At 70.5% G+C, this 21,905-nt stretch carries 18 protein-coding genes; 8 read left to right on the top strand and 10 right to left on the bottom strand.

The features are described from left to right. Nucleotides 1–217 precede the first annotated feature (217 nt). The 3 genes from V1258_RS12315 to V1258_RS12305 form a co-directional block, all read right to left on the bottom strand. Entirely contained in the window at nucleotides 218–529 is a 312-nt protein-coding gene (locus V1258_RS12315; protein ID WP_329744912.1) for a putative quinol monooxygenase, read from the bottom strand. A 7-nt stretch (nucleotides 530–536) separates the two neighbouring features. Continuing rightward, nucleotides 537–1,085 carry a type 1 glutamine amidotransferase domain-containing protein gene (locus V1258_RS12310; RefSeq protein WP_329749956.1) on the bottom strand — a complete coding sequence of 183 codons (549 nt, stop codon included), beginning with the start codon at nucleotides 1,083–1,085 and terminating at the stop codon, nucleotides 537–539. Between the two features lie 462 nt (nucleotides 1,086–1,547). Beyond that, a complete protein-coding gene (locus V1258_RS12305) occupies nucleotides 1,548–4,226 on the bottom strand; it encodes an excinuclease ABC subunit UvrA (RefSeq protein WP_329749955.1) in 2,679 nt (892 codons plus the stop codon). Between the two features lie 224 nt (nucleotides 4,227–4,450). Between V1258_RS12305 and V1258_RS12300 the strand changes: the two genes are divergently transcribed. Further along, the gene (locus V1258_RS12300; protein ID WP_329749954.1) at nucleotides 4,451–5,644 is read left to right on the top strand and encodes an alcohol dehydrogenase catalytic domain-containing protein; all 1,194 of its coding nucleotides are present in this window, start codon (nucleotides 4,451–4,453) and stop codon (nucleotides 5,642–5,644) included. Nucleotides 5,645–5,850: 206 nt separating this feature from the next. On the opposite strand, the gene hxlA is transcribed toward V1258_RS12300, so the two are convergent. Both hxlA and hxlB read right to left on the bottom strand, forming a co-directional pair. Then, a complete protein-coding gene (hxlA, locus tag V1258_RS12295) occupies nucleotides 5,851–6,474 on the bottom strand; it encodes a 3-hexulose-6-phosphate synthase (RefSeq protein ID WP_329749953.1) in 624 nt (207 codons plus the stop codon). Between the two features lie 54 nt (nucleotides 6,475–6,528). Further along, nucleotides 6,529–7,101, bottom strand: a complete 573-nt coding sequence (gene hxlB / locus V1258_RS12290; RefSeq protein ID WP_329749952.1) for a 6-phospho-3-hexuloisomerase — start codon at nucleotides 7,099–7,101, stop codon at nucleotides 6,529–6,531. 92 nt (nucleotides 7,102–7,193) lie between these two features. On the opposite strand from hxlB, the gene V1258_RS12285 reads away from it, so the two are divergent. Further along, a complete protein-coding gene (locus V1258_RS12285; protein ID WP_329749951.1) occupies nucleotides 7,194–8,045 on the top strand; it encodes a helix-turn-helix transcriptional regulator in 852 nt (283 codons plus the stop codon). A 209-nt stretch (nucleotides 8,046–8,254) separates the two neighbouring features. Here V1258_RS12285 and nhaA read toward each other — a convergent pair whose 3' ends face one another. After that, nucleotides 8,255–10,099: a Na+/H+ antiporter NhaA gene (gene nhaA, locus V1258_RS12280; RefSeq protein ID WP_329749950.1), complete on the bottom strand. Its 1,845-nt coding sequence runs from the start codon at nucleotides 10,097–10,099 to the stop codon at nucleotides 8,255–8,257. A 622-nt stretch (nucleotides 10,100–10,721) separates the two neighbouring features. On the opposite strand from nhaA, the gene dnaK reads away from it, so the two are divergent. The 4 genes from dnaK to V1258_RS12260 all read left to right on the top strand — a co-directional run bounded on the left by dnaK (nucleotide 10,722) and on the right by V1258_RS12260 (nucleotide 14,886). After that, the gene (gene dnaK, locus V1258_RS12275; RefSeq protein WP_329749949.1) at nucleotides 10,722–12,575 is read left to right on the top strand and encodes a molecular chaperone DnaK; all 1,854 of its coding nucleotides are present in this window, start codon (nucleotides 10,722–10,724) and stop codon (nucleotides 12,573–12,575) included. Next, the gene (locus V1258_RS12270; RefSeq protein WP_329749948.1) at nucleotides 12,575–13,252 is read left to right on the top strand and encodes a nucleotide exchange factor GrpE; all 678 of its coding nucleotides are present in this window, start codon (nucleotides 12,575–12,577) and stop codon (nucleotides 13,250–13,252) included. The genes dnaK and V1258_RS12270 overlap by 1 nt, the downstream gene beginning before the upstream one ends. A gap of 97 nt (nucleotides 13,253–13,349) precedes the next feature. After that, nucleotides 13,350–14,369 carry a DnaJ C-terminal domain-containing protein gene (locus V1258_RS12265; protein ID WP_329749947.1) on the top strand — a complete coding sequence of 340 codons (1,020 nt, stop codon included), beginning with the start codon at nucleotides 13,350–13,352 and terminating at the stop codon, nucleotides 14,367–14,369. A gap of 79 nt (nucleotides 14,370–14,448) precedes the next feature. Next, entirely contained in the window at nucleotides 14,449–14,886 is a 438-nt protein-coding gene (locus V1258_RS12260) for a heat shock protein transcriptional repressor HspR (protein ID WP_329749946.1), read from the top strand. Here the strand turns inward: V1258_RS12260 and V1258_RS12255 are convergent. The 3 genes from V1258_RS12255 to V1258_RS12245 are packed head-to-tail and all read right to left on the bottom strand — an operon-like array spanning nucleotide 14,804 to nucleotide 18,228. Continuing rightward, nucleotides 14,804–16,063 (bottom strand): glycosyltransferase, encoded by a 1,260-nt coding sequence (locus V1258_RS12255; protein ID WP_329749945.1) that lies wholly within the window; start codon nucleotides 16,061–16,063, stop codon nucleotides 14,804–14,806. The two genes, V1258_RS12260 and V1258_RS12255, sit on opposite strands and share 83 nt — an antisense overlap. A gap of 27 nt (nucleotides 16,064–16,090) precedes the next feature. Continuing rightward, nucleotides 16,091–16,819: a TVP38/TMEM64 family protein gene (locus V1258_RS12250; protein WP_329749944.1), complete on the bottom strand. Its 729-nt coding sequence runs from the start codon at nucleotides 16,817–16,819 to the stop codon at nucleotides 16,091–16,093. After that, nucleotides 16,816–18,228 (bottom strand): glycosyltransferase family 4 protein, encoded by a 1,413-nt coding sequence (locus V1258_RS12245; RefSeq protein WP_329744926.1) that lies wholly within the window; start codon nucleotides 18,226–18,228, stop codon nucleotides 16,816–16,818. Before V1258_RS12245 ends, V1258_RS12250 begins: the two co-directional genes overlap by 4 nt. Nucleotides 18,229–18,492: 264 nt before the next feature. On the opposite strand from V1258_RS12245, the gene V1258_RS12240 reads away from it, so the two are divergent. After that, nucleotides 18,493–19,800, top strand: a complete 1,308-nt coding sequence (locus V1258_RS12240) for a carboxylate--amine ligase (RefSeq protein WP_329749943.1) — start codon at nucleotides 18,493–18,495, stop codon at nucleotides 19,798–19,800. A 32-nt stretch (nucleotides 19,801–19,832) separates the two neighbouring features. Next, on the top strand, nucleotides 19,833–20,618 hold the full coding sequence (locus V1258_RS12235; protein ID WP_329749942.1) for an aspartate/glutamate racemase family protein: 786 nt from the start codon (nucleotides 19,833–19,835) through the stop codon (nucleotides 20,616–20,618). A gap of 7 nt (nucleotides 20,619–20,625) precedes the next feature. Here V1258_RS12235 and V1258_RS12230 read toward each other — a convergent pair whose 3' ends face one another. Continuing rightward, nucleotides 20,626–21,894 (bottom strand): carboxylate--amine ligase, encoded by a 1,269-nt coding sequence (locus V1258_RS12230; protein WP_329749941.1) that lies wholly within the window; start codon nucleotides 21,892–21,894, stop codon nucleotides 20,626–20,628. Nucleotides 21,895–21,905: the final 11 nt, after the last annotated feature.

Raw genomic sequence — 21,905 nt, 5'->3', positions numbered from 1 at the left:
GAGGGGGGGGGGGGGGGGATGGGGGAAGGGGGCGACACATGGTACGACCCCGGTGCATGGCGGTTTGGTTGCCCGACTGAGAGGACCATCGGCCGCAAGCGGGCAGCGCACCTCGCACGGTCCTGGATCGGGACGCCCCGGGTATCGGCTCCACAGCCGTGGCCACGGCTGTGGAGCCGATCGGGGCCGCACCCCGGTGTCAATCCAGGCTGATGCTTTAGGCGGTCTCGCCGGGCAGCTTATACGCGATCACATCGACGTTCTGGATGCTCGGCTCGGTGCTGAACAGATCCGCTCCCTGCGCAGCGAGTGCCTGTCCGACGCCACCGGAGAGATGGGTCTGGCGAGCCTCGTCGTCGGGGAACACGTCGAAGATCCCGAAGGTCGATTCGTCGAACTGCAGCGCGAACCAGGCCCGCGTACCCTCCTCCTGCTCGACGATGGGGCGGGCGCCGCGGAGGAAGTCCGCGACGTCCTGCTCCTTCCCCGGCTTGGCGTGCACGACGACTGACAATGCAGTGTTGATCATGGTTTCCTCACTTGTCCTGGCTGAACAGCTCGACCATCGCGGCGTTGAAGGCCGGGAGATCCTCGGGCGAGCGGCTGGTGATCAGGTTCCCGTCGCGCGCCACCTCTTCGTCGACGACGTTCGCCCCGGCATTGCGCAGGTCGGTGCGGATGCTCGGGTACGAGGTCAGCGTCCGACCCTTCGCGACACCGGCCTCGATCAGAGTCCACGGTCCGTGGCAGATCGCGGCGACCGGCTTGTCGGCGACCACGATGTCGCGCACGAATCCGACGGCGTCGGTGTCCATGCGCAGCTGATCGGGGTTGACCGTACCGCCGGGAAGCAGCAGGGCGTCGTACTCATCGGCCGAGGCGGACTTCACCAGGGCATCGACCGAGAATGTCCCGGCCTCGTCCAGGTCGTTCTCGCGGGCCTTGATCTCGCCCTCGTGCAGCGAGAGCAGCACGGTCGTGGCCCCGGCGTCCTGAAGAGCCTGTCGCGGCTGCTCGAGCTCCACGCGCTCGACGCCGTCCGCGGCCAGGATCGCGATCCGCTTCCCTCGAAGTTCGTCTGCCATGTTCTGCTCCGTTCTGTGGGAGGTGACGGCCTGCCTGTACGGGCGGGCCGCACGCTGTCCGTACCGGGCAACGTGGTTCGGGTGCAGGACGACTCGCGTGCAGTCGTCGTTGCGCTCATCGGAGTGCCGGCGGGTGTCGGCTGCCGACTCTCGGGCCGGATCCCGGGAGACGGTGAAGAAACTTCGGCCCGGAGGTCGTCGCTGACGTTCCGCCATCGACGGTGGGCCTTCTTCGCCGGGGCCTGGCCGAATGTGAGCGCCTGACCCTTCGCCAGTGTAGACCTCGTACGTCAGGGGGCTCCGGGGCTCCGGGTTTCCGGGATGCCGGGGGCACGAGGGCGTCGACGCCGCAGCAGGACGTCCGGTCAGCGTCGTTCGAGGGTCACCGATCAGGTGACGCAGCCTGCTCGTCCGATGCGCTCCCTGCGCGAGGTCATCGCCCTCGTCGCAGCCGTACGACTCTCACATCCGGGAGGTGGCCTCCTGGAGCGCGGCCTCGAGGTACGGTGCCGACGCACCGGCTCCGGACGAGGCGACCTGCGCGGGCGTGCCCGAGGCGACCACCGTGCCGCCATCGTCCCCCGCCCCGGGTCCGAGGTCGATGACGTGGTCGGCCACGGCGACGATGCGCATGTCGAGCTCGACCGCGACGACGGTGTTGCCTGCGTCCACGAGGGTCTGGAGATGCGTCACGAGCCGGTCGGAATCGGCGCTGTGCAGCCCGGAGGTCGGCTCGTCCAGGACGTAGAGGGTGTCCCCGCGCTGGGATCGTTGGAGCTCGGAGGCGAGCTTCACCCGCTGCGCCTCACCTCCGGACAACTCGGTGGCCGGCTGCCCGAGACGGAGATACCCGAGGCCGACGTCGACCAGCGCCGCGAGTGACCGCATGATGTCGAACTCGCCGTGGAAGAAGTCGTGGGCCTCCTCGACGCTCATGGCGAGGATCTCCGCGATGTTGCGGCCGCGCCAGGCGATCTCCAACGTGCTGGACTGGTAGCGGGTGCCGTGGCAGTCAGGGCACTCGGTGTAGACCGAGGGGAGGAAGAGCAGCTCCACCATGACGGATCCTTCGCCCTTGCAGGTAGGGCAGCGTCCGCCGGTGACGTTGAAGGAGAATCTGCCCGCCTTGTACCCGCGAGCGCGAGCCTCGGGCGTCTCCGCGAACCTCCGCCTCACGTGGTCGAACAGTCCCGTATAGGTGGCGACGTTCGAGCGTGGGGTGCGACCGATGGGCTTCTGGTCGATGCTCACGACGCGGCGCACCCCGGCGACGTCGCCGCGGATCTCTCCCTCGAGCTCGTCGGGCTCGTCCGACAGCAGGAGCTCGTCCCCTTCGGCGGGGGCGGCGTCCTCCGCCTGGTCTGCTCGTCCCTGCCGTTCGCCGAGCAGCGCGGGCAGTGCCTGGCTGACCAGGCTGGACTTGCCTGATCCCGACACTCCGGTGACGGCGGTGAACACCCCGAGCGGGAAGGAGATCGACACGTCGCGCAGGTTGTTGCGCGTGACGTGCTCGAGCCTCAGCCATCCCTTCGGTTCGCGAGGCGTCCGGCGGGGCAGGCCGCTGCCCCCGAAGACATAGCCGCGGGTGACGGACTCCTCCACCTCGGCGAGCCCTTCGAAGGGCCCGCTGTAGACGACACGCCCGCCGCGCTCACCCGCGCCGGGCCCGATGTCGACCAGCCAGTCCGCGTGCCGCATCACATCGATCGAATGCTCCACCACGAACAGGCTGTTGCCCCGGCGCTTGAGCCCGTCGAGGATGCCGAGCAGGGCGCTGACGTCCTGCGGATGGAGACCCGCGGAGGGCTCATCGAGCACATAGACCACACCGAACAGCTCAGAGGTCAGCTGGGTCGCGAGCCGCAGTCGCTGCAGCTCGCCGCCGGAGAGGGTGGGGGTGGTGCGGCCCAGGGAGAGGTACGCCAGACCCAGATCGATGATCGGACGCATTCTGTTGACGAGCTCCGCGCCTAATCGCGCTGTCGCGGCCAGCTTCTCGACCGAGCGGTCAGGGGACATGCGCGCGTCCTCGACGGCCGCGGGGGCGGATCCTCCGGCGTCGATCCGCTTCCCGGCGTCGGGTCGGTCAGCCTGGCCACCTGTGCGGCCCGCCGACTCAGCCCCGTCGAGAGCGCCGGCAGCTCGCTCGACCGCCTGGTCGATCAGCGTCGAGAGCTCCGCGAGGGGCAGAGCGGAGAGATCTGCGATGTCGAGGCCGTCGAACGTCACGGACAGGGCCTCCGGCTTCAGCCGCTTCCCCTGGCAGGCGGGGCAGGGAGCAACCGAGAGGAATTCCGCCACGCGCCGCTTCATCGACTCGCTCTTGGTGTTCGCGAACGTGTCGAGCACGTACCGACGCGCGCCGACGAAGGTGCCCGAGTAGCTCGGTTCGACGCCCGCCGCGGTCGCGGCCCGGGCCTCGGAGAGTGTGAGCCGCGAGTGGACCGGGACATACGGCGTCTCGTCCGTGTAGAGGATCCAGTCCCGATCCTCCTTCGGCAGATCCTTCCAGGGCACATCGACGTCGTAGCCGAGCGCGACGAGGACATCGCGCAGCTGATGGCCGTGCCAGGCCGTCGGCCAGGAGGCGATGGCCCGCTCGCGGATCGTCAAGGAAGGGTCCGGCACCATCGTGTCCTCGGTGACCTCGTACACGCGGCCGATGCCGTGGCATTCCGGGCATGCGCCCTGCACCGTGTTGGCGGAGAAGTCCTCGGCGTAGAGCATCGGCTGATCTTCGGGGTAGTGGCCGGCCCGGGAGTAGAGCATGCGCACCAGCGAGGAGAGCGTGGTGATGCTGCCCACCGAGGACCGTGCGCTGCGACCTCCACGCTGCTGCTGAAGAGCGACGGCCGGCGGCATGCCCGTGATGGAGTCGACGTCCGGGACGCCGGCCTGGTCGATCAGGCGACGAGCGTAGGGAGCGACGGACTCGAGGTAGCGGCGCTGGGACTCCGCGAACAGGGTTCCGAAGGCCAGGGAGGACTTCCCCGAGCCCGAGACGCCGGTGAACACCACCAGCGCGTCACGAGGCACCGTCAGGTCGATGTCCTGGAGGTTGTGCTGGCGAGCGCCGAGAACCTGCACGTCGGGCTGAACGGGTGTGGAGTCCGACGATGCGGACCTGCGTGCTTCGACCATGCCGGCGACACTAGCAACGCGTTCCACCGATCGGTCGGTGCATGCCCCGGTCCTCCACGGTCCATCTGCCCGTGGCGCCTGTCGCCGCAGCCGCGGCGGGCAACTCGGTGGACGCGAGGTTCCGTCTGCCCTACGCTCGAAGAGAGCCGAGGTCACGGGCGACGGGCATCCGTATGACCGTGGCACTTCCGTGACCGGGCCATCCCCAACTGGAGGAGAACGTCATGGCAAGCAGCAACCGCGCCGTCGTGTTCCAGAACGTCAAGGACATGCGCGTCGAGTCCCTCGACTTCCCGAAGCTCGAGATGCCGAACGGTAAGAGCGCCCCGCACGGCGTCATCCTCAAGATCGTCGCCACCAACATCTGCGGTTCCGACCTGCACATCTACCGCGGGTCCTTCCCCGTCCCCCAGGGCATGGTGATGGGGCACGAGATGACCGGCGAGGTCATCGAGGTCGGCCCGGACGTCGAGTTCCTCTCCGAGGGCGACCTGGTCTCGGTCCCCTTCAACGTCGCCTGCGGCCGATGCCGGAACTGCCGCGCCCGCCACACCGAGGCGTGCGAGACCGTGAACCCCGACGCGGCCTGCGGCGCCTACGGGTTCAACCTGGGTGATTTCCAGGGCGGGCAGGCGGAGTACCTGTTCGTCCCCTACGCCGACTTCCAGCTGCTCCGCTTCCCGGACAAGGACCAGGCCATGGAGAAGATCCGTGACCTCGCCCTTCTGTCGGACATCCTGCCCACCGCGTTCCACGGCCTCATGGAGGCCGGGGCCAAGCCCGGATCAACCGTCTACATCGCCGGCGCCGGACCTGTGGGACGCTGCGGCGCCGCGGCGGCCCGTCTCCTGGGCGCTTCCTGCATCATCGTCGGTGACTACCATCAGGACCGGCTGGACCTGGTGAAGAACAACGGCTGCGAGACCATCGACCTGAACCAGGACGTGCCGCTGACCGACCAGATCGAGGCCATCCTCGGCGAACCCATGGTGGACTGCGCCGTCGACTACGTCGGCAACGAAGCCCACGGGATCGGCCGCGAGGCCGAGGACATGAACCCGGCCCACGCCATCAACCAGGTCATGGATGCCACCCGCGCAGGCGGTGCCACCGGCATCGTCGGCGTCTACGGCCCCGACCCGCTGGCCTCCTCCAAGGCCGAGCAGGAGGGCACCTTCTCGCTCGACTTCGGCAAGGCGTGGATCAAGTCGCCTCGGATCTCCGGCGGCCAGGCCCCGATCATGCACTACAACCGTGAGCTGATGATGTCGATCCTGTGGGACCGCATGCCGTACCTCAGCGACATGCTCAACACCCAGGTCATCAGCCTCGACGAGGCCCCCGACGCCTACGCGAAGTTCGATGCCGGTGCCTCGGAGAAGTTCATCATCGACCCGCATGGCATGATCCCCGCCTGATTCAGGGATGTCATACAGCCGGCCCGCGATCGTCGCTCCAGCGACGGCCGCGGGCCGGCTGCCCCCGCATCGGGGAGGAGGATCACGTGGCGGTCTGTGCGACGCCGTGATCGCCTGCGGCATCAGTCCACCGCATCCGGTGGGAGGGGGCAGGGTCCGCGCGTGCCGTTACCTGCTCCCTCTCCACGGGATGCGGTGGGTGGTGGTCACCTGATGGCGGAGCGGATGGCGGCGGCCGCGGCGGCGACGTCCGATGCGCTGTAGATGGCGCTGCCCGCGACGGCCACGTCTGCTCCCGCCTGCTGGACGTCTTCGACGGAGTCCGCGCTGACGCCGCCGGCGACGGAGAACGGGACCTCGGCGGCCTCGCCGGCGGCGAGCAGGGCGTCGAGGCTGTAGCCGTCCTCCGCCTGCTCGTCGAGGCCGGCGTGCATCTCCACGAACACGGCGCCGAGGGCGACGACCTCTCGGGCCCGTGCGGCCTTGTCGACCACACCGATCAGATCGACGACGATGCCCTTGCCGTGCTTGGTCGCCGCGGCGACCGCGCCGGCGATCGTGCTGTCACCGGCGACGCCGAGCACGGTGACCAGATCCGCTCCGGCAGAGAAGGCGATGTCAGCTTCCAGCTCTCCGGCATCCATGGTCTTGAGATCGGCGAAGACGGTCTTGTCGGGGTGGGCGGCCTTGACCGCCGTGATCGCCGCGAGGCCCTCGCTCTTGATCAGAGGGGTGCCGAGCTCGAGGATGTCGACGTAGGGGGCGGCCTTCGCGGCGAGGTCGAGGGCGGACTCGGTGGTCAGGGTGTCCATGGCGAACTGCAGTCGCATGTCAGGGTGTCTCTTTCTCGTGGGGGTGTCGATGATGGAAACGGGGAAGAACGGTCATTCGAGGTTGGCATGACGGGGCCAGAGCGCATCCGCACTCTGACCGCTCTTCTGCCACAGGACGTCGAAGAGAGCGTCGCCGACGAGGACGAGGAGCTGCTCGAAGAGGCTGCCGGCGTACTGGGCCGACTGCTGCTCGGACCGGTCTGTCTTCGTCGCCGCACGGATGACCAGGACGGCGTGGGACAGCTGAGCCAGCGGTGACTCGGGGTCGGTCGTGATGCCGATCACGCGGGCGCCGACGGATCGCGCCGTCTCAGCCGCGCTCACCACTCCCGAGGTCGTGCCGGAACCGCTGGCGGTCAGGAGCAGGTCGCCCTCTCCGATCGCCGGGGTCGTCGTCTCACCGACGACGTGGACCTGCAGCCCGAGGTGCATGAGGCGCATGGCCGTCATCCGCAGCGCGAGACCGGAGCGTCCGGCGCCGTGGACGAAGACCCGCCGGGCGTTGGCTGTCAGCTCGACGGCAGCCGCGATCGCGGGCGCGTCGGGCAGGGCAGCTGCCCCCTCGATCTCGTGGACGATCCGCGTCAGCGAATCCTGGATGCTTCGTTCTTCCATGCCGACCATCTTGGGCCGGTCTGCGGTGGTCCACTGCTGCCCGATGAGCGGAGCGCCCCGTTCGATCGGGTGGGCCTCCCAGGTCGGGCTAGAGTAGCGGAGTGAGCGACCTCCCGACCCCGCTGGAACGTGCCCGCTCCCTGTCGCGGGACCGTGCCCTGACCGAGCAGGCTGATCAACATGCGATCACCCTCGAATCGATCCTCGCCGTGCTCCGCTCCCGCCGACTCGCGGATGCGGCCGCGCGCAGGGAGGCCACGGAGATCGCCTCCTCCGCACTCATCCGTGCTCGTTCGATCCATGAGCAGCAGGAGAGCGTGCTCGAGCCGGTAGCCGAGGCATTCTCGCGCCTGCGCACCGAACTGCGTCCTCTGATCCGCTCCGGGCCGCTGCAGGTCCAGTTCGCAGAGCCTCCTGCGCGAGGACGGGCGCTGCCGGGCCCGGTCGCCCGGGAAGCCCGCGCCATCTCCCGCACAGCAGTGCTCTCGCTCATGGACCGCGCAGACGCTGCACGCGCCCGGATCGGCTGGGACTGCGATGGCCGCAACCTGCTGATGGAGGTCCGTGACGACGGGGGAATCGCGGTGACAGCGCACGACGACACACTGCGTCCGATCGTGGAGCGAGTGGCGGCGCTCGACGGAACCATGGACGTGGAGACGACCCCGGGATGGGGGACGACGCTGCGGATCGAGATCCCACTGGACCCACCCAGCGCAACGCTCACCGTGGAGGGCGCCGAGGAACTCACCGACCGAGAGAAGCAGGTGCTGCGCCTGGTCGCGACCGGGATCTCGAACCAGCGCATCGGCGACCAGCTCGGGATCACGGCCAACACCGTGAAGTACCACGTGGCCAACTTGCTGCGGAAATACGGCGCCCGCACGCGCGCCGAGCTCGCAAGCATCGCTCACTCCCATGATGCGCACTCTCCGAGCGCCGAGACTCGATAGCGGGCCTCGGTCCGGACGTCGGCAGCGGTGTCGCACCCACTGCGCTGCGAGCCTCATGGCCGTGACCTCGAGGAGCTGGTGGCCGGCGGTGAAGGCGATGCCGCACGCCGTCCAGGACCAGCCCGCGCCAAACCGGTGAACGCGCAGCTGTGACTGATACGCGCCGGCACGGCCCACGTCCCACCGTGTTCCGGGTTCGCGGATCGTCCTCAGGCCTTCGCCGCCTGGGTGCGGCCCCCGCGACGGCTGGATTCCAGCATCTCGGTCAGGGAGCGCGCGTCATAGCTGCCCACCATCCGACAACCATCGATGAAGAACGTCGGGGTCATCTTGGCGCCGCTCGCCTCCGCGCTCGCGATGTCCCGCTGCACCCTCGCAGCAACCTCGTCGCTGTCGAGATCCTTGATGAACGCCTCGACATCGAGGCCCAGCTCAGCCGCGTAGCCGATGAGATCCTCCCTCTCCAGCGCGTGCTGCCGAGTGAAGACGAAGTCGAGCCACGGCCAGAACATCTCCTGCTTCGCGGCCGCCTCGGCGGCCCGTGCGGCGAGGGGGCCGTGAGGATGGTGAGGCAGATGCCGCACGACGTAGCGCAGATCGTCACCGAAGCGCCCGTGAAGGTCTTCCCATGAGCCAGTGGCGTGCGCGCAGTACTCGCACTCGAAGTCCACGAACTCCACGAGGGTGAGCCGGGCGTCCTCCGGTCCGCGGATGTGATCCACCTCGGGGTCCACCGGGGAGTCGAGCGTCATCGGGAGATCCGCCGTCTCCTCTCCCCACCGACGGGCTGCGATCTTGAAGATCGACCAGCCCAGAACGGTGGCGAGCACCATCGCCACGAGCACGCCCAGCGTCGCCTGGCGCCCCAGATCCGAGGAGGAGTCGAAAGCGAGGCCGATGACCAGCAGCGACACGGTGAAACCGATGCCCGACAGCGCTGCCCCGCCGAACACGCTGCCCATTCCGACCCCCTCCGGCAGTCGGCCTGCGCCCATCCGAACGGCGAGGAGCGTCGCGATCCCGATTCCGAGGAGCTTGCCGAGCACGAGCCCCGCGATGACGCCCCACGTCACCGGCGAGCCCAGCGAGTCGGCCACCACCCCGCCGCGCAGGTCGATTCCGGCATTGGCCAGAGCGAAGATCGGCACGACCAGCAACGCCGTGGGGAGACGGAGGTACTCGTACAACCGCTCGTTGACCGACACGCCTTTGGACAGCCCCCGTCCGACGGCACGCGCCGAGGAAGCGCTCGGGGATTGCCAGAAGTCGCGGAACAGCTGCCGGGCGGCGACCACCTCCTGCCGCTGGGTCGGGTAGGCGGGGATCAGAAGGCCGGCGATCATGCCCGTCAGCGAGGCGTGGATGCCGGAGGACAGAGTCGCCAGCCACAGCACGATGACGATCCCGACGTACGGAGCGGCACTCCACTGTCGGGAACGGCCCACCAGCCACAGGGCGACGAGGCAGCCGAGAGCGACCAGCAGTGGGACGGGTCGGATCTCGTCGCTGTAGAACACCCCGATGATCGACACCGCAAGGAAGTCGTCGACCACCGTGAGGGTCAGGAGGAAGACGCGCAGCTGCCCGGAAAGCCGGGGGCCGACGATCGCGAGAGCACCGAGCATGAACGCCGTGTCCGTTCCGACGACCGCCCCCCAGCCGCGAAGCCCCTCGCCACCGGATGCGCCGACGACCAGGACGTATATCAGCGCGGGCAACGCCACACCCGCGACGCCCGCGATCGCCGCCAGACGGGCGCGACTGCTGTCCCGCAGAGCCCCGTGTGCGAACTCCTGGCGCACCTCGAGACCCACGACGAAGAAGAACACGACCATCAGTCCGTCGTTGATCCAGTGGTGCAGATCCAGGTGCAGGCCGAACGGGCCGACGTCGATCCCGACGCCCTGTTGCCACAGCTCGACATAGGAGTAGGACAGCGGTGAGTTCGCCCAGAGGAGAGCGAAGGCCGTGACGACGATGAGCAGGACGGCCGAGCCCGACTCCGTGCGGAGTCTTCCGGCTATTCCGCGCGCGGGCGAGGGTGAGTGGGGCACGGCGCGATTCTGCCTGAACGTGCTGGCCTGCGCGACTGAGTCGGCCCGGGTCCGATGCCGCTGCTGTTCGGGGCCGAGGGGGTGGACGGGCGGCCGTGGGAGATCGATCCCCAGCTGCGCGCGAGGTGCGTGCGGCTCGTGCAAGAGCTCCCGCGGGAGTTCCCCTCCCACTTCGCCGCAGCGGTCGCGACCGCTCGGCACGACGGCGTCCCGTGGGGCCCGCTCAGCCAGCGATCCTGGCGTTCGGCGACGTGATGAGAGGCGAGGGCTGCGCGGAGCTGCCGGGCCTGGAGGCGTCCGGCCCGTATCGCAGCCCGCACCGTCATCGATGCCCTGGGCGAAGACGAGAGCCGTGATCCGGACACGTCGCTGACAGATCGGAGAGATCACTGCCACCTCGTCGAGAACCTGTGGATGTGGCCTCCGTCACGATCAATCGCACCGGGAATGAACCTGATCGGATCAGAGTTGAGTCGGGTGTACTCAAGAACGGAGCTGCTGAGATTGACATCATCGATCTCGGGTTCTCTACTTGAGTCCGTACAGCTCAAGTCTCGTCGTCGGCCGTCGGCCGGTAGCGAAGATCCCGTGCGGCGAATCCGTCGCAGAAAGGCAGGCACCCATGTCCCGTGTCGTCGGAATCGATCTCGGCACCACCAACTCCGCCGTCGCCGTCCTCGAGGGCGGTCAGCCCACCGTCATCGCGAACGCCGAGGGCTCCCGCACCACCCCGTCGGTCGTCGCCTTCTCCAAGCAGGGCGAGGTCCTCGTCGGCGATGTCGCCAAGCGTCAGGCCGTCACCAACGTCGACCGCACCATCTCCTCCGTCAAGCGCCACATGGGCACCGACTGGAGCGTCGAGATCGACGGCAAGAAGTACACCGCGCAGGAGATCTCCGCGCGCACCCTCGGCAAGCTCAAGAAGGACGCCGAGTCCTACCTGGGCGAGACCGTGACCGACGCCGTCATCACCGTCCCCGCCTACTTCTCCGACTCGGAGCGCCAGGCCACCAAGGACGCCGGCACCATCGCGGGCCTCAACGTCCTGCGCATCATCAACGAGCCCACCGCCGCGGCCCTCGCCTACGGTCTCGAGAAGGGCAAGGACGACGAGCAGATCCTGGTCTTCGACCTCGGCGGCGGCACCTTCGACGTGTCCCTCCTCGAGGTGAGCAAGGACGAGGACGGCTCGACCATCCAGGTCCAGGCCACCGCGGGCGACAACCGGCTCGGCGGCGACGACTGGGACCAGAAGATCGTCGACTGGCTGATCACCCAGGTGAAGAACAAGGACGGCGTGGACCTCGGCAAGGACCGCATCGCCCTGCAGCGCCTCAAGGAGGCCGCCGAGCAGGCGAAGAAGGAGCTGTCCTCCTCGACCTCCACCTCGATCTCGCTGCAGTACCTGTCGATGACCGAGAACGGCCCGCTGCACCTCGACGAGAAGCTCACCCGCGCCCAGTTCGAGGACATGACCAAGGACCTCCTCGAGCGCACCAAGGCCCCGTTCCACCAAGTCATCAAGGACGCCGGCATCAAGGTCTCCGACATCGACCATGTGGTCCTCGTCGGCGGCTCGACCCGCATGCCCGCCGTGACCGAGGTCGTCAAGGAGCTCACCGGCGGCAAGGAGCCCAACAAGTCCGTGAACCCGGACGAGGTCGTCGCCGTCGGCGCCGCCCTCCAGGCCGCGGTCATCAAGGGCGAGCGCAAGGACGTCCTGCTCATGGACGTCACCCCGCTCTCCCTCGGCATCGAGACCAAGGGCGGCGTGATGACCAAGCTCATCGAGCGCAACGCCGCTATCCCGACCAAGACCTCCGAGGTGTTCTCGACCGCGGACGACAACCAGCCGTCCGTGGCGATCCAGGTCTTCCAGGGCGAGCGCCAGTTCACCCGCGACAACAAGCTCCTCGGCACCTTCGAGCTGACCGGCATCGCCCCGGCCCCCCGCGGCATCCCGCAGATCGAGGTCACCTTCGACATCGACTCCAACGGCATCGTGCACGTCACCGCGAAGGACCGCGGCACCGGCAACGAGCAGTCCATCCAGATCACCGGCGGCTCCGCGCTGTCCGACGAGGACATCGACCGCATGATCAAGGACGCCGAGGCGCACGCCGCCGAGGACGAGGAGCGCCGCAAGAACGCCGACGCCCGCAACACCCTCGAGCAGCTCGTCTACCAGGGCGAGAAGCTGCTCGCGGACAACGCGGACAAGATCTCGGACGGCGACAGGACCAAGGCCGAGGACGCCATCAAGGAGGCGAAGGACGAGCTGGCCAAGGAGGACGCGGAGACCGCGGACCTCGAGGCCAAGCGCGACTCGCTGAACGAGGCGCTCCAGGCCGTCGGCACCGCGATCTACTCCCAGGCCCAGGCCGAGGGTGCCCCCGAGGGCACCGAGGCGCCGTCGTCCGATGACGACGACGTGGTCGACGCCGAGATCGTGGACGAGGACGAGGAGAAGAAGTGATGACCGAGGACCAGAGCACTCCCGACGACGCGCAGCGCCCCGAGGGCGAGCCGCGGTTCTCGTTCACCGACAAGCGGAAGGTGAACCCGGAGGACGGCACGGTCCGTCCCTCCGGGGACGCCCCCGCCCCCGAGGTCCAGGGCGCCCAGGGACCCGCCGACCCGATCGACGCCGAGGCGGCCGAGCTCTTCGAGCAGGCCGCGCATGAGGGCGCGGGCACGTCGGCGCCCGCCGACGCGGGCCGCGTCGCCGAGCTCGAGGGCCAGGTCACTGCGCTCACCGAGCAGCTGCGCCGCGAGCAGGCCGAGTACGTCAACTCGCGCCGACGCATCGAGGCCTCCGCTGAGGCGGGCAAGGAGGCGGCGGCCGGCCGCGTCCTCAGCTCGCTGATCGGCGTCCTCGACGACATCGAGCTGGGCCGTCAGCACGGCGACATCGTCGAGGGCACGCCCTTCCACTCGATCGCGCAGAAGCTCCAGGAGGTCCTCGCCTCCCAGGGGCTGACCCGCTTCGGGGAGGTGGGGGAGGAGTTCGACCCCGCCCGCCACGAGGCGCTGATGCACGAGGACTCCGCGGAGGCGGAGACCACGACCATCACCCTGGTCATGCAGCCGGGCTACGCGCTGAAGGAGCGGATCCTCCGCCCCGCCCGCGTGGGCACCCGCGGCCCCGCCTGACCACCCCGGCGGGGCGGGCCGTCGTCCCCGACGGTCCCGCCCCGCCCCCGCACATCACCGCAGAAGCCCCTGATCCCTCCCCGGAAGGAGACGTCCCATGTCCCAACAGGACTGGCTCGAGAAGGACTTCTACGCGGTCCTCGGCGTCTCCAAGGACGCGACCGCGCAGGAGATCAAGAAGGCCTACCGCTCGCAGGCCAAGAAGCACCACCCCGACCGCCACCCCGACGACCCGTCGGCGGAGGAGCGCTTCAAGGAGATCGGCGAGGCGTACTCCGTCCTCTCCGACGCCGAGCAGCGCCAGCAGTACGACGCGATCCGCGCCATGGGCGCGGGCGGCGCCCGCTTCTCCGCAGGCGCCGGCGGGGCCGGCGGCGCGGGATTCGAGGACATCTTCTCCTCGATGTTCGGTGGCCAGGGCGGCTACTCGACCGCGGGTCCAGGCGGGCCCGCCCCCGACATCGACGACCTGCTGCGCATGTTCGGCGGCGGCGGCGGGGCGGGCGGGTTCGGCGGCTCCGGCGGCGGTTCCGGCTTCCCGACGGGCTTCGCCCCGAACGCGGCGTCCCAGAAGGGCCAGGACGTCTCCGCGCGCACACGCATCCCCTTCCGTGATGCCGCGCTCGGCGCCGAGGTGCGCCTGACCGTCGATGGCAAGCCCCTCACCGTCCGCATCCCCGCGGGCGTCCACGACGGGCAGAAGATCCGCCTGCGCGGCAAGGGACGCCCCGGCCCCGGCGGCGCCCCCGCCGGCGACCTGCTGCTCACCCTCGACGTCGAGCCGCACCCGCTGTGGACGATGGACGGCGCGAACCTGCGCCTCACCGTGCCGCTTCGCTTCGACGAGGCGGTGCTCGGCACGACCCTCACCGTGCCCCTGCTCGAGGGCGGCACCGTGAACCTCAAGGTCGCGCCCGGCACCCCGAGCGGCCGCACCCTGCGCGCCCGCGGCAAGGGCGTCCGCACCGCGAAGGCGACCGGCGACCTGCTCGTGACCGTCGAGGTCGCCGTCCCCGCGCACGTCGAGGGCGCGGCGCGGAAGGCCGTCGAGGACTTCCGCGACGCCCTCGGCGACGAGGACCCGCGCGCCGGCCTGCTGGAGACAGCCGCCCGCTGAGGCGCGTCGGCACCCGTCGGCCGTGGCCCGGAGAACCGCATCGACCCGCAGACCCGCACCGCACGGAAGGAGACGTCCCATGGTCACCCCGCACCGCCTCGACGAGCGGGCGCCGGTCTTCGTCATCTCCGTCGCCGCGGAGCTCTCCGGCATGCACCCGCAGACCCTCCGCCAGTACGACCGGATGGGCCTCGTCTCGCCGCAGCGCACCGCCGGGCGGGGCCGCCGCTACAGCTCCCGCGACATCGCGACGCTGCGCGAGGTGCAGCGCCTCTCCCAGGAGGAGGGCATCAACCTCGCGGGCATCAAGCGGATCCTCGAGCTGCAGGAGGAGGTCCGGGCGCTCGCCGCGCAGCTCGACGACGTGCGCGAGGCCCTCGAGTCCCTCAACCCGGCGCAGCGGCGGGTCTTCACCGCCGGCCGCGACGGGGAGATCAGCGCCCTGCGGCGAGGGGAGCGCCCGCGGCGTCCGGCCGGCGGAGCGCTGGTGCTGTGGCGGCCGAACCGCCGCCCCTGAGCCCGCCGCGCGGCCGACGATGCGGCTGCACCCCGGTCAGCAGGTAGATGTACCGCAGTCGCTGCGCGACCTGGCGCAGGTCGACCTCCTCGGCCGCGCGACGACCGGCTCCGGTGAGATCGGTGAGCCGCCCCGCGAGCAGGTCCTCGAGACGGGACGCGGCGCGGGCCGCGAAGTCCGGGTCGTCGCCGTCGACCTGATGGGTCAGCACCCCGTCGGGCATCCGGTCGCGGTACAGCTCGATGCCGCGCACCAGGGCAGGCACGCCGCAGGCGAGCGCCTCCCAGAGCACGATGCCTTCCGTCTCCTCCTTGGTCAGGAAGCAGAAGGCGTCCGCGCCGCAGTATGCCTCGCGGAGCTGGTCCGCCCGGAGGTAGCCGGGGAAGATCGCGTTCGACGGGGCAGTCGCGAGGGCCCGCTCGACCTCCGCCGTGAGCAGCCGCTCGTCCGTCCGGCCGTACCAGACGAAGGTCACCTCGGGCAGGCGCCGGGCCACCTCGACCCAGTCGAGGATCCCCTTGCGCACCAGCTGCATGCCGACGCTGATCACGACCTGCGCGTCAGGGGCGAGTCCGAGGCTCTCCCGCAGCCGGCCCCGCGCCGAGGGATCGGGGCGGAAGAAGGTCGTGTCCACGCCGTTGGAGAGCACGTGGATGGGGCGGGTGATCCCGTACTTCGGGGCGGACACGAGCGCCTTGGAGTAGTCGCTGGGCGTGATCACGGCGTCGCCCTGGCGGTACAGGTGGGCGATCCAGCGGCGGAAGGTGGGGGCCAGCGCGTTCGAGCCGGGGAAGGAGTCGCGGAAGTCGTCCTCCGTGGAGTGCGCCCACACGAGCACCGGCCGACGCCACAGCCGCGCCCAGCGGGCCAGCAGCGGCGTGTCCGGGAACGGGGTGTTCAGGTGCACCACGTCGAAGGGGCGCAGCGGATTGGTGACCACCACATGGCCCAGGGAGCGCACCACCGTCTCCTGATGGCGCATGGCGGCGCCGATCCCGGACTGGTGGGCGGCGCGGGCGAGACCGCGGGGCATCAGCACGCGCAGCGGCTCGTCCCCGCGCACGTCGCGACGGGGGTGGCGGCCGGGCAGCACGGTGTGCACCAGGCGGTCGGCCCAGCGCCGCAGCGGGTCGGGCGCAGGACGGGGGCGCCTCACGGCGCGGGATCTCATCAGCATCTCGGTCCTCCTCTCACCGGGGCGGTCTCACCAGGGCAGGAAGCGCAGCAGCAGTGCGCTGACGCCCAGTCCGTACGCGAGCAGGGCCCACGGCTTGCACAGCAGGATGATCGCCGCGTAGGTCCGCCAGCGCATCCGGGTGGTCCCGGCGATGTAGCAGAGCAGATCGTCGGGGGCGACGGGCAGCACGATGGCGGTCGCGAAAGCGCGGGTGAAGTGGCGGTTGCGGGTCCAGCCGAGGAACTTCTCGACCGTGCGGGCCGGGAAGATCCGCTCGATGAGGGCGAGGCCCACGTGCCGGCCGATCGCGAAGTTCAGCATCGAGCCCGCGCTCACCGCGATGTAGTTGTAGAGCGTCCCCTCGATCGGCCCGAAGAGCACCGGCCCCGCGATCACCAACAGGCCGCCGGGCACGATCGGGAAGACTACCGAGGCCGCGGAGACGAGCAGGAAGGCGGCAGGTCCCCAGGCTCCGAGCGAGTCGATGAAGGCCTGCAGGTTCTCGAGGGACTGCAGCACCCCGGCCTCGAGGCCCCACCAGACCAGCCCGATGCTGAGGGCGAGGCCGAGCAGCGGGGAGAGCCGGGCGGCGGTGCGCAAGGGATCGCGTCGCGGTCGATCCTGCATCGAGGCGGTGTCGGTCGCGGAGGTGACGGACGTCGGATCCGGCCCGGCGGATGCGGGGCGCTGGGGGCGGCGGGGCCGGGACAGCGGGACCGCCCTCCCGGGGGCGACGGGACGCTCGACGATGCTCATGCGACGGCCCTCGCCGGCAGGGCGAGCACGCGCGGGGAGCGGCGGGCGCGGGCCTGCTGGTAGACGTCCAGCACGGACCGGCCGAACTCGCGGGCACCGCAGGTGGCCCCCGCGTGCGCGACGGACTGCGCGGCCATCGCCGCGCGGGCGGGGCGATCGCTCACCAGGGCATCGAGGTGGCGCGTGAACTCCGCGGCGGTCTCGTACTGCCAGCCGGTGCGGCCGTCGAGCACGACGCTCGCGATCGACGGGTCCCGACGGCACAGCAGCGGCAAGCCGCAAGCGAGCGCCTCGATGAAGGTCAGGCCCTGGGTCTCGCTGAGAGAGGCGGAGACGAAGACGTCGCCGATCCGGTACCAGCGCTGCACCTCGCCCGGATCGACCACGCCCGTGAAGCGGACCCGGTCGGTGATGCCCAGCTGTTCCGCTCGCTCCTCGAGCTCTGCCCGGTACGGGCCGTCGCCGACGATCACCAGGACGGTGTCCGCGCGATCGGCCTCGGCGACCATGTCCAGCACCTCGTCGAGGTTCTTCTCCTTCGCCAGCCGGCACACGGAGACCAGCACCGTCGTGTCCGGGGCGATGCCGAGGTCGGCGCGGAGCCGGGCGGCGTCGGCGCGCTCGGCGGCGTCCTGTGCGGGGCGGAAGCGGTTCAGGTCCAGGCCTGTCGGGATCACGTGCACCGGTCGGCGCACCCCATAGCCGGAAAGCAGCCGGGCGACCTTCGCGGTGGGCACCACCACGGCATCGGTCCCCGCGAGCACCCGCCGCGAGAAGGAGGCGACGACCGCGCGTCCCATCGTGCGGCTCGGCGAGTAGTAATGGGTGTAGTCCTCGTAGATGGTGTGGTAGGTGTGCACTAGGGGGACGCCCAGGGTGCGGGCGATGCGCCGCGCCCAGACGTAGGTGGAGAACTCGCACTGGGAGTGGATCACGTCGGGCCGCCAGCGCAGGATGTCCCGCAGCACGCGGCGGCTCGCGGGCATGCCGATCCGGGCGCGGTCGTAGACCATCGCCGCGGAAACTGATCCGATGCGGTAGACGCCGGGCTCGCGCCGCGTGCGCAGACCCTGGGAGAGGGTCAGCACGCGCACGTCGCAGCCGAGCGCGATGAGCTCGCGGCGCAGGGTCGCGACGGAGGCGACGACGCCGTTGACGACCGGCTCCCACCAGTCGGTGGTCAGCAGCACCCGCAGCGGGCGGTGCTCGCCGCCGGGACGCTCGCCGGGGAGCCCCGGGCGGCCGACGAGGCGGTCGGCGGACGGGACGACGGGGCGCAGCGGGATCGCGGTCACGTCCCGAGCCTCGCACGGGCGGGGTCCGGTGGCGTCCTCCGAGCGGATGACCGCGATCAGACCCTGGTCTGATCTGTGGTCCTGTCCCGCGCCGGCGGCGTTCGTCGTGGTCATGCCTCGAGACTACGGTCGGCCCCGCGGGGCCTCGACGGGGCACGCCCGAGCCGTCGCGGAGATTTCCCCCCTTGTGCGCCCCCTGGACACCTGATAGAAGACCGGGAGCCGACTGGGACCTCGCGACGCGGCGGTCGCGCGCTCGCCGGGGCATCCACCGGAGCACGTGCCGGAGCGCTCGTCGGAGCGTTCGACGGAGCACACTCCGGCCCGTCCTCGCCCGGCCTCCCCGGTGCCCCCGGGCGCCGTCGATACACTGCCGCCATGCCTGACCAGAGCCCCAGCCCGCGCCGCGAGGCGTCCGCCGCCCGGCCGTTCACCCCGGTGATCGTGGGGGGCGACATCGGCGCGTACTCCCTCGCCCGCGCCTTCCACGAGGCCTACGGCCGGCGCAGCGTCGTCATCTCCCGCGCGGCCGGCTGGCACGTCGCGGACTCGGCGTTCATCACCAACGTCCCCTGTGCGGACCCCTTCGACCCCGCGGCGCTGGCGCCCGTGCTCGCCGAGGTCGCGAGTTCGCACCCGGAGGGAGCGCTGCTCCTGCTCGGCTCGGCCGATGCGACCGTCAAGGCCATCATCCGTGTGCGGGACGAGCTCGCCGCCCTCGGGGACCGCTGGATCGCTCCCTACGTGGACATGGACACCTTCCGGGCCGGCACGGAGAAGCAGAACTTCAGCGCCCTCTGCGAGGAGCTCGGCGTCGACCACCCCCTGACCCGGGTCGTCGACCTCGCCGAGGAGGTCGATCCCGCCCTCGAGGTGCCCTTCACTTATCCGGTGATCGCCAAGCCGGCGGAGGTCTCCGAGTGGAAGGACGTCGACTTCCCCGGCAAGCAGAAGGTGCACACGGTCGAGAGCCCGCAGGAGCTCGTCGCCCTGCTGCAGCGGATCCGCGCGGCGGGGTACCGCTCGAGCATCATCGTCCAGGACCGCATCCCGGGCGATGACCAGGAGATGCGCATCCTGACCTGCTACTGCGACGAGAACTCGGTGGTGCGCTTCGCGTCCTTCGGCCGCACCCTGCTCGAGGAGCACACGCCCGGTGCGATCGGGAACCCTGCCGCGATCCTCACCGACCACGACCCGCGCGCCGTCGAGCAGGCGCAGCGTCTGATCACCGCCCTGGGGTGGACCGGCTATGCGAACTTCGACCTCAAGCACGACCGCCGGGACGGCGCGACCAAGTTCTTCGAGCTCAACCCGCGGCTGGGCCGTTCCAACTACTACGTCACCGCGGGCGGCAACAACCCTGTCGAGTGGTACGTCCGTGACCTGCTCGAGCACTCGCTGCCCTCCGAGGGCCCAGGCTCCGGCGTGGGGGAGGACGGCATCCTGCAGCAGCAGCAGGAGGCGCTCTACACCGTCGTGCCCGTCGCCCTGGTGAAGAAGTACACCACCCAGCCGGACGCGAAGGAGCAGCTGCGCCGCGCCCTGCGCGCGGGCGGCGCCCGCAACCCGCTGATCTACCCCGCGGTCGAGAGGCACCCGAAGCGTCTCGCGTACACGGCCGCGGCGCTGCTCAACTACGTGCGCAAGTTCCGGCGGTACTACCGGCCGGAGCGGGTCTCGTGACCGCGGCGGTCCCCGAACCCGCGGAGAGTCCGATGTCGGAGCGGCTCGGCGGCCGACTGGATCCCGCCTCCTGGGGCGGGCCGACCGTCGGCGTGCTCGGCGGGCTGGGGCCCGCTGCGACCGCGGTCTTCCTCGACGTGCTCGTGCGGGCGACCGCCGCGGACACCGATCAGGACCACCTGGACCTGCTGGTCTCGCAGCATTCCTCGACCCCGGATCGCACCGCCTCGATCCTCGACCCCGCCGCCCCGGACCCCGGACCGGTGCTCGCCCGCGATGCGGCGATGCTCGCGCGCACCGGGGTGGAGATCCTGGTGCTGCCGTGCAACACGGCCCACCACTTCGTGAGCGAGGTCGAGCAGGCCGCGGCACGGACCGGCATCACCTTCGTGAACATCGTCGAGCGCACCGTGGCGACGGTCAGCGCGAGCCTCCCGGACCGCTCCCGGCCTGTGGCCGTCCTCGCGACCGCCGGGACGGTCCACGCGCGGGTCTATCAGGACGCGCTCGAGCGGACCGGGCTCGAGGCCCTGATCCCCGGGCCCGCGCTGCAGGCGGATCTCAACACCCTCATCTACGAGCAGGTCAAGGCCAATCGCCCGGTGGACCGGGACCTGTACGCCTCGTGCCTGGAGCGGGTCGCACAGCTCGGGGCGGGGGCCGCGGTGCTCGGCTGCACCGAGCTGTCCGTCATCCACGACCGCTTCCGGTCGGACCCGGTCGAGGTCGAGGGCCTCACGGTCCTCGACTCCCTCACCGAGCTCGCGACGGCCACCATCCGCGCCGCCGGCAAGCAGGTCGCCGCCGACTTCCGCTGAACGCGGCTCAGAACCCGTCGGCCGAGGGCTCCGGGTAGTGGCGGCGGAACTTCCGGATGTGGTTCAGCGGCACCGCGTACGAGTAGCCGCGCAGCCACAGCCCCTCCGCCCGGTACCGCCACGGGTTCACCGTGCGGGCGCGGGCGATGCGCTTGACCTGGGCGGCGAGCTGCGGATCGGTGATGTAGCGCAGCAGCAGGCGGAAGGGCACGATCGAGTACAGCACCTCGTCCAGGCCCACGCGCGGTTCGGGGTCGCGACCCTCGATCGCATCGGCCACCATCACCTCGGCGACGTTCGCACCGCCGCCGGTGACGTAGTAGCTGTTGCGGCCGATCCGCGGATTGATCTCGAGGAAGCGGGCGACCCCGTCGCGCGGGTCGACCTTGATGTCCGCATTGGCGAAGCCGACGTAGCCGACCTCGTCGAGGATCCGCCGCATCTGCGCGAACTGCTCCGGGAGGTCCTGCGTGATCATCGCCGCGGGACGGCCGAGCGCCTCCGGCGTGTGCTCCTCGAGCAGCACGCGGGCGCCGCCCATCAGGGTGATCGTGCCGGAGGCGGAGCGGTAGGCGGTCAGCGACAGCATCGAGGTGTCGTCGCCGGGGATCATCTCCTGCACCACGAAGCGGTTGCGGAAGCCCGCGGCGTGCAGCCGCGAGATCAGGTCGCGCAGCTCCTCGGCGCTGTGCAGCGGATAGATCTTCTTCTTGCCCGGCATCCTCACGTGCACGTGGGGCTCCGCCTGGGCGGGCTTGGCCACCACCGGGTAGTCGAACGGCAGCGCGGGCAGCTCGGGGAGGGTGCCGTCGCGGAAGTCGACCACCTCGGTCGCGGGGATGTCGATGCCCAGATCGGTGCACACCTCGGCGAAGGAGGCCTTGTCCGCGAGGCGCTCGACCACTTCGAGGGAGGGGTAGCGCAGCGCATAGTGCTGCGAGAGCACCTCGGCGTTGCGGGCCACGAACTCGACGTTCCCGTCGCTGTTGCACAGCAGCACGGCGGGCCGGCCGGCCGGGCGCGCCTGCGCGAGCTCCACGAGGCGGGCGACGCGCGCGGCGTCGTCGGCCCCCGCGGGGAGGTCCACGACGCGCGAGGTCACCGAGCGCCGCAGCGGCTCGGGCGCGTTCGCCGCGAGCACCGTGGCGACCGTGCCGTACGCCTCGTGGTACGCCCGGGTGAGGGCGTAGATGCCGAGCCCGGCGCCGATCGCGACGACGTCGAAGCCGGGATCGGAGGCGGCGCGGGCGGGCGCGGGTGCGGACGTGCCGGACATGCAGGGTCTCC

The sequence above is a fragment of the Brachybacterium sp. J153 genome (genome assembly GCF_036311905.1).
In the GTDB taxonomy this organism is placed as follows: domain Bacteria; phylum Actinomycetota; class Actinomycetes; order Actinomycetales; family Dermabacteraceae; genus Brachybacterium.
This window is presented reverse-complemented; position numbering and strand designations above follow the sequence as displayed.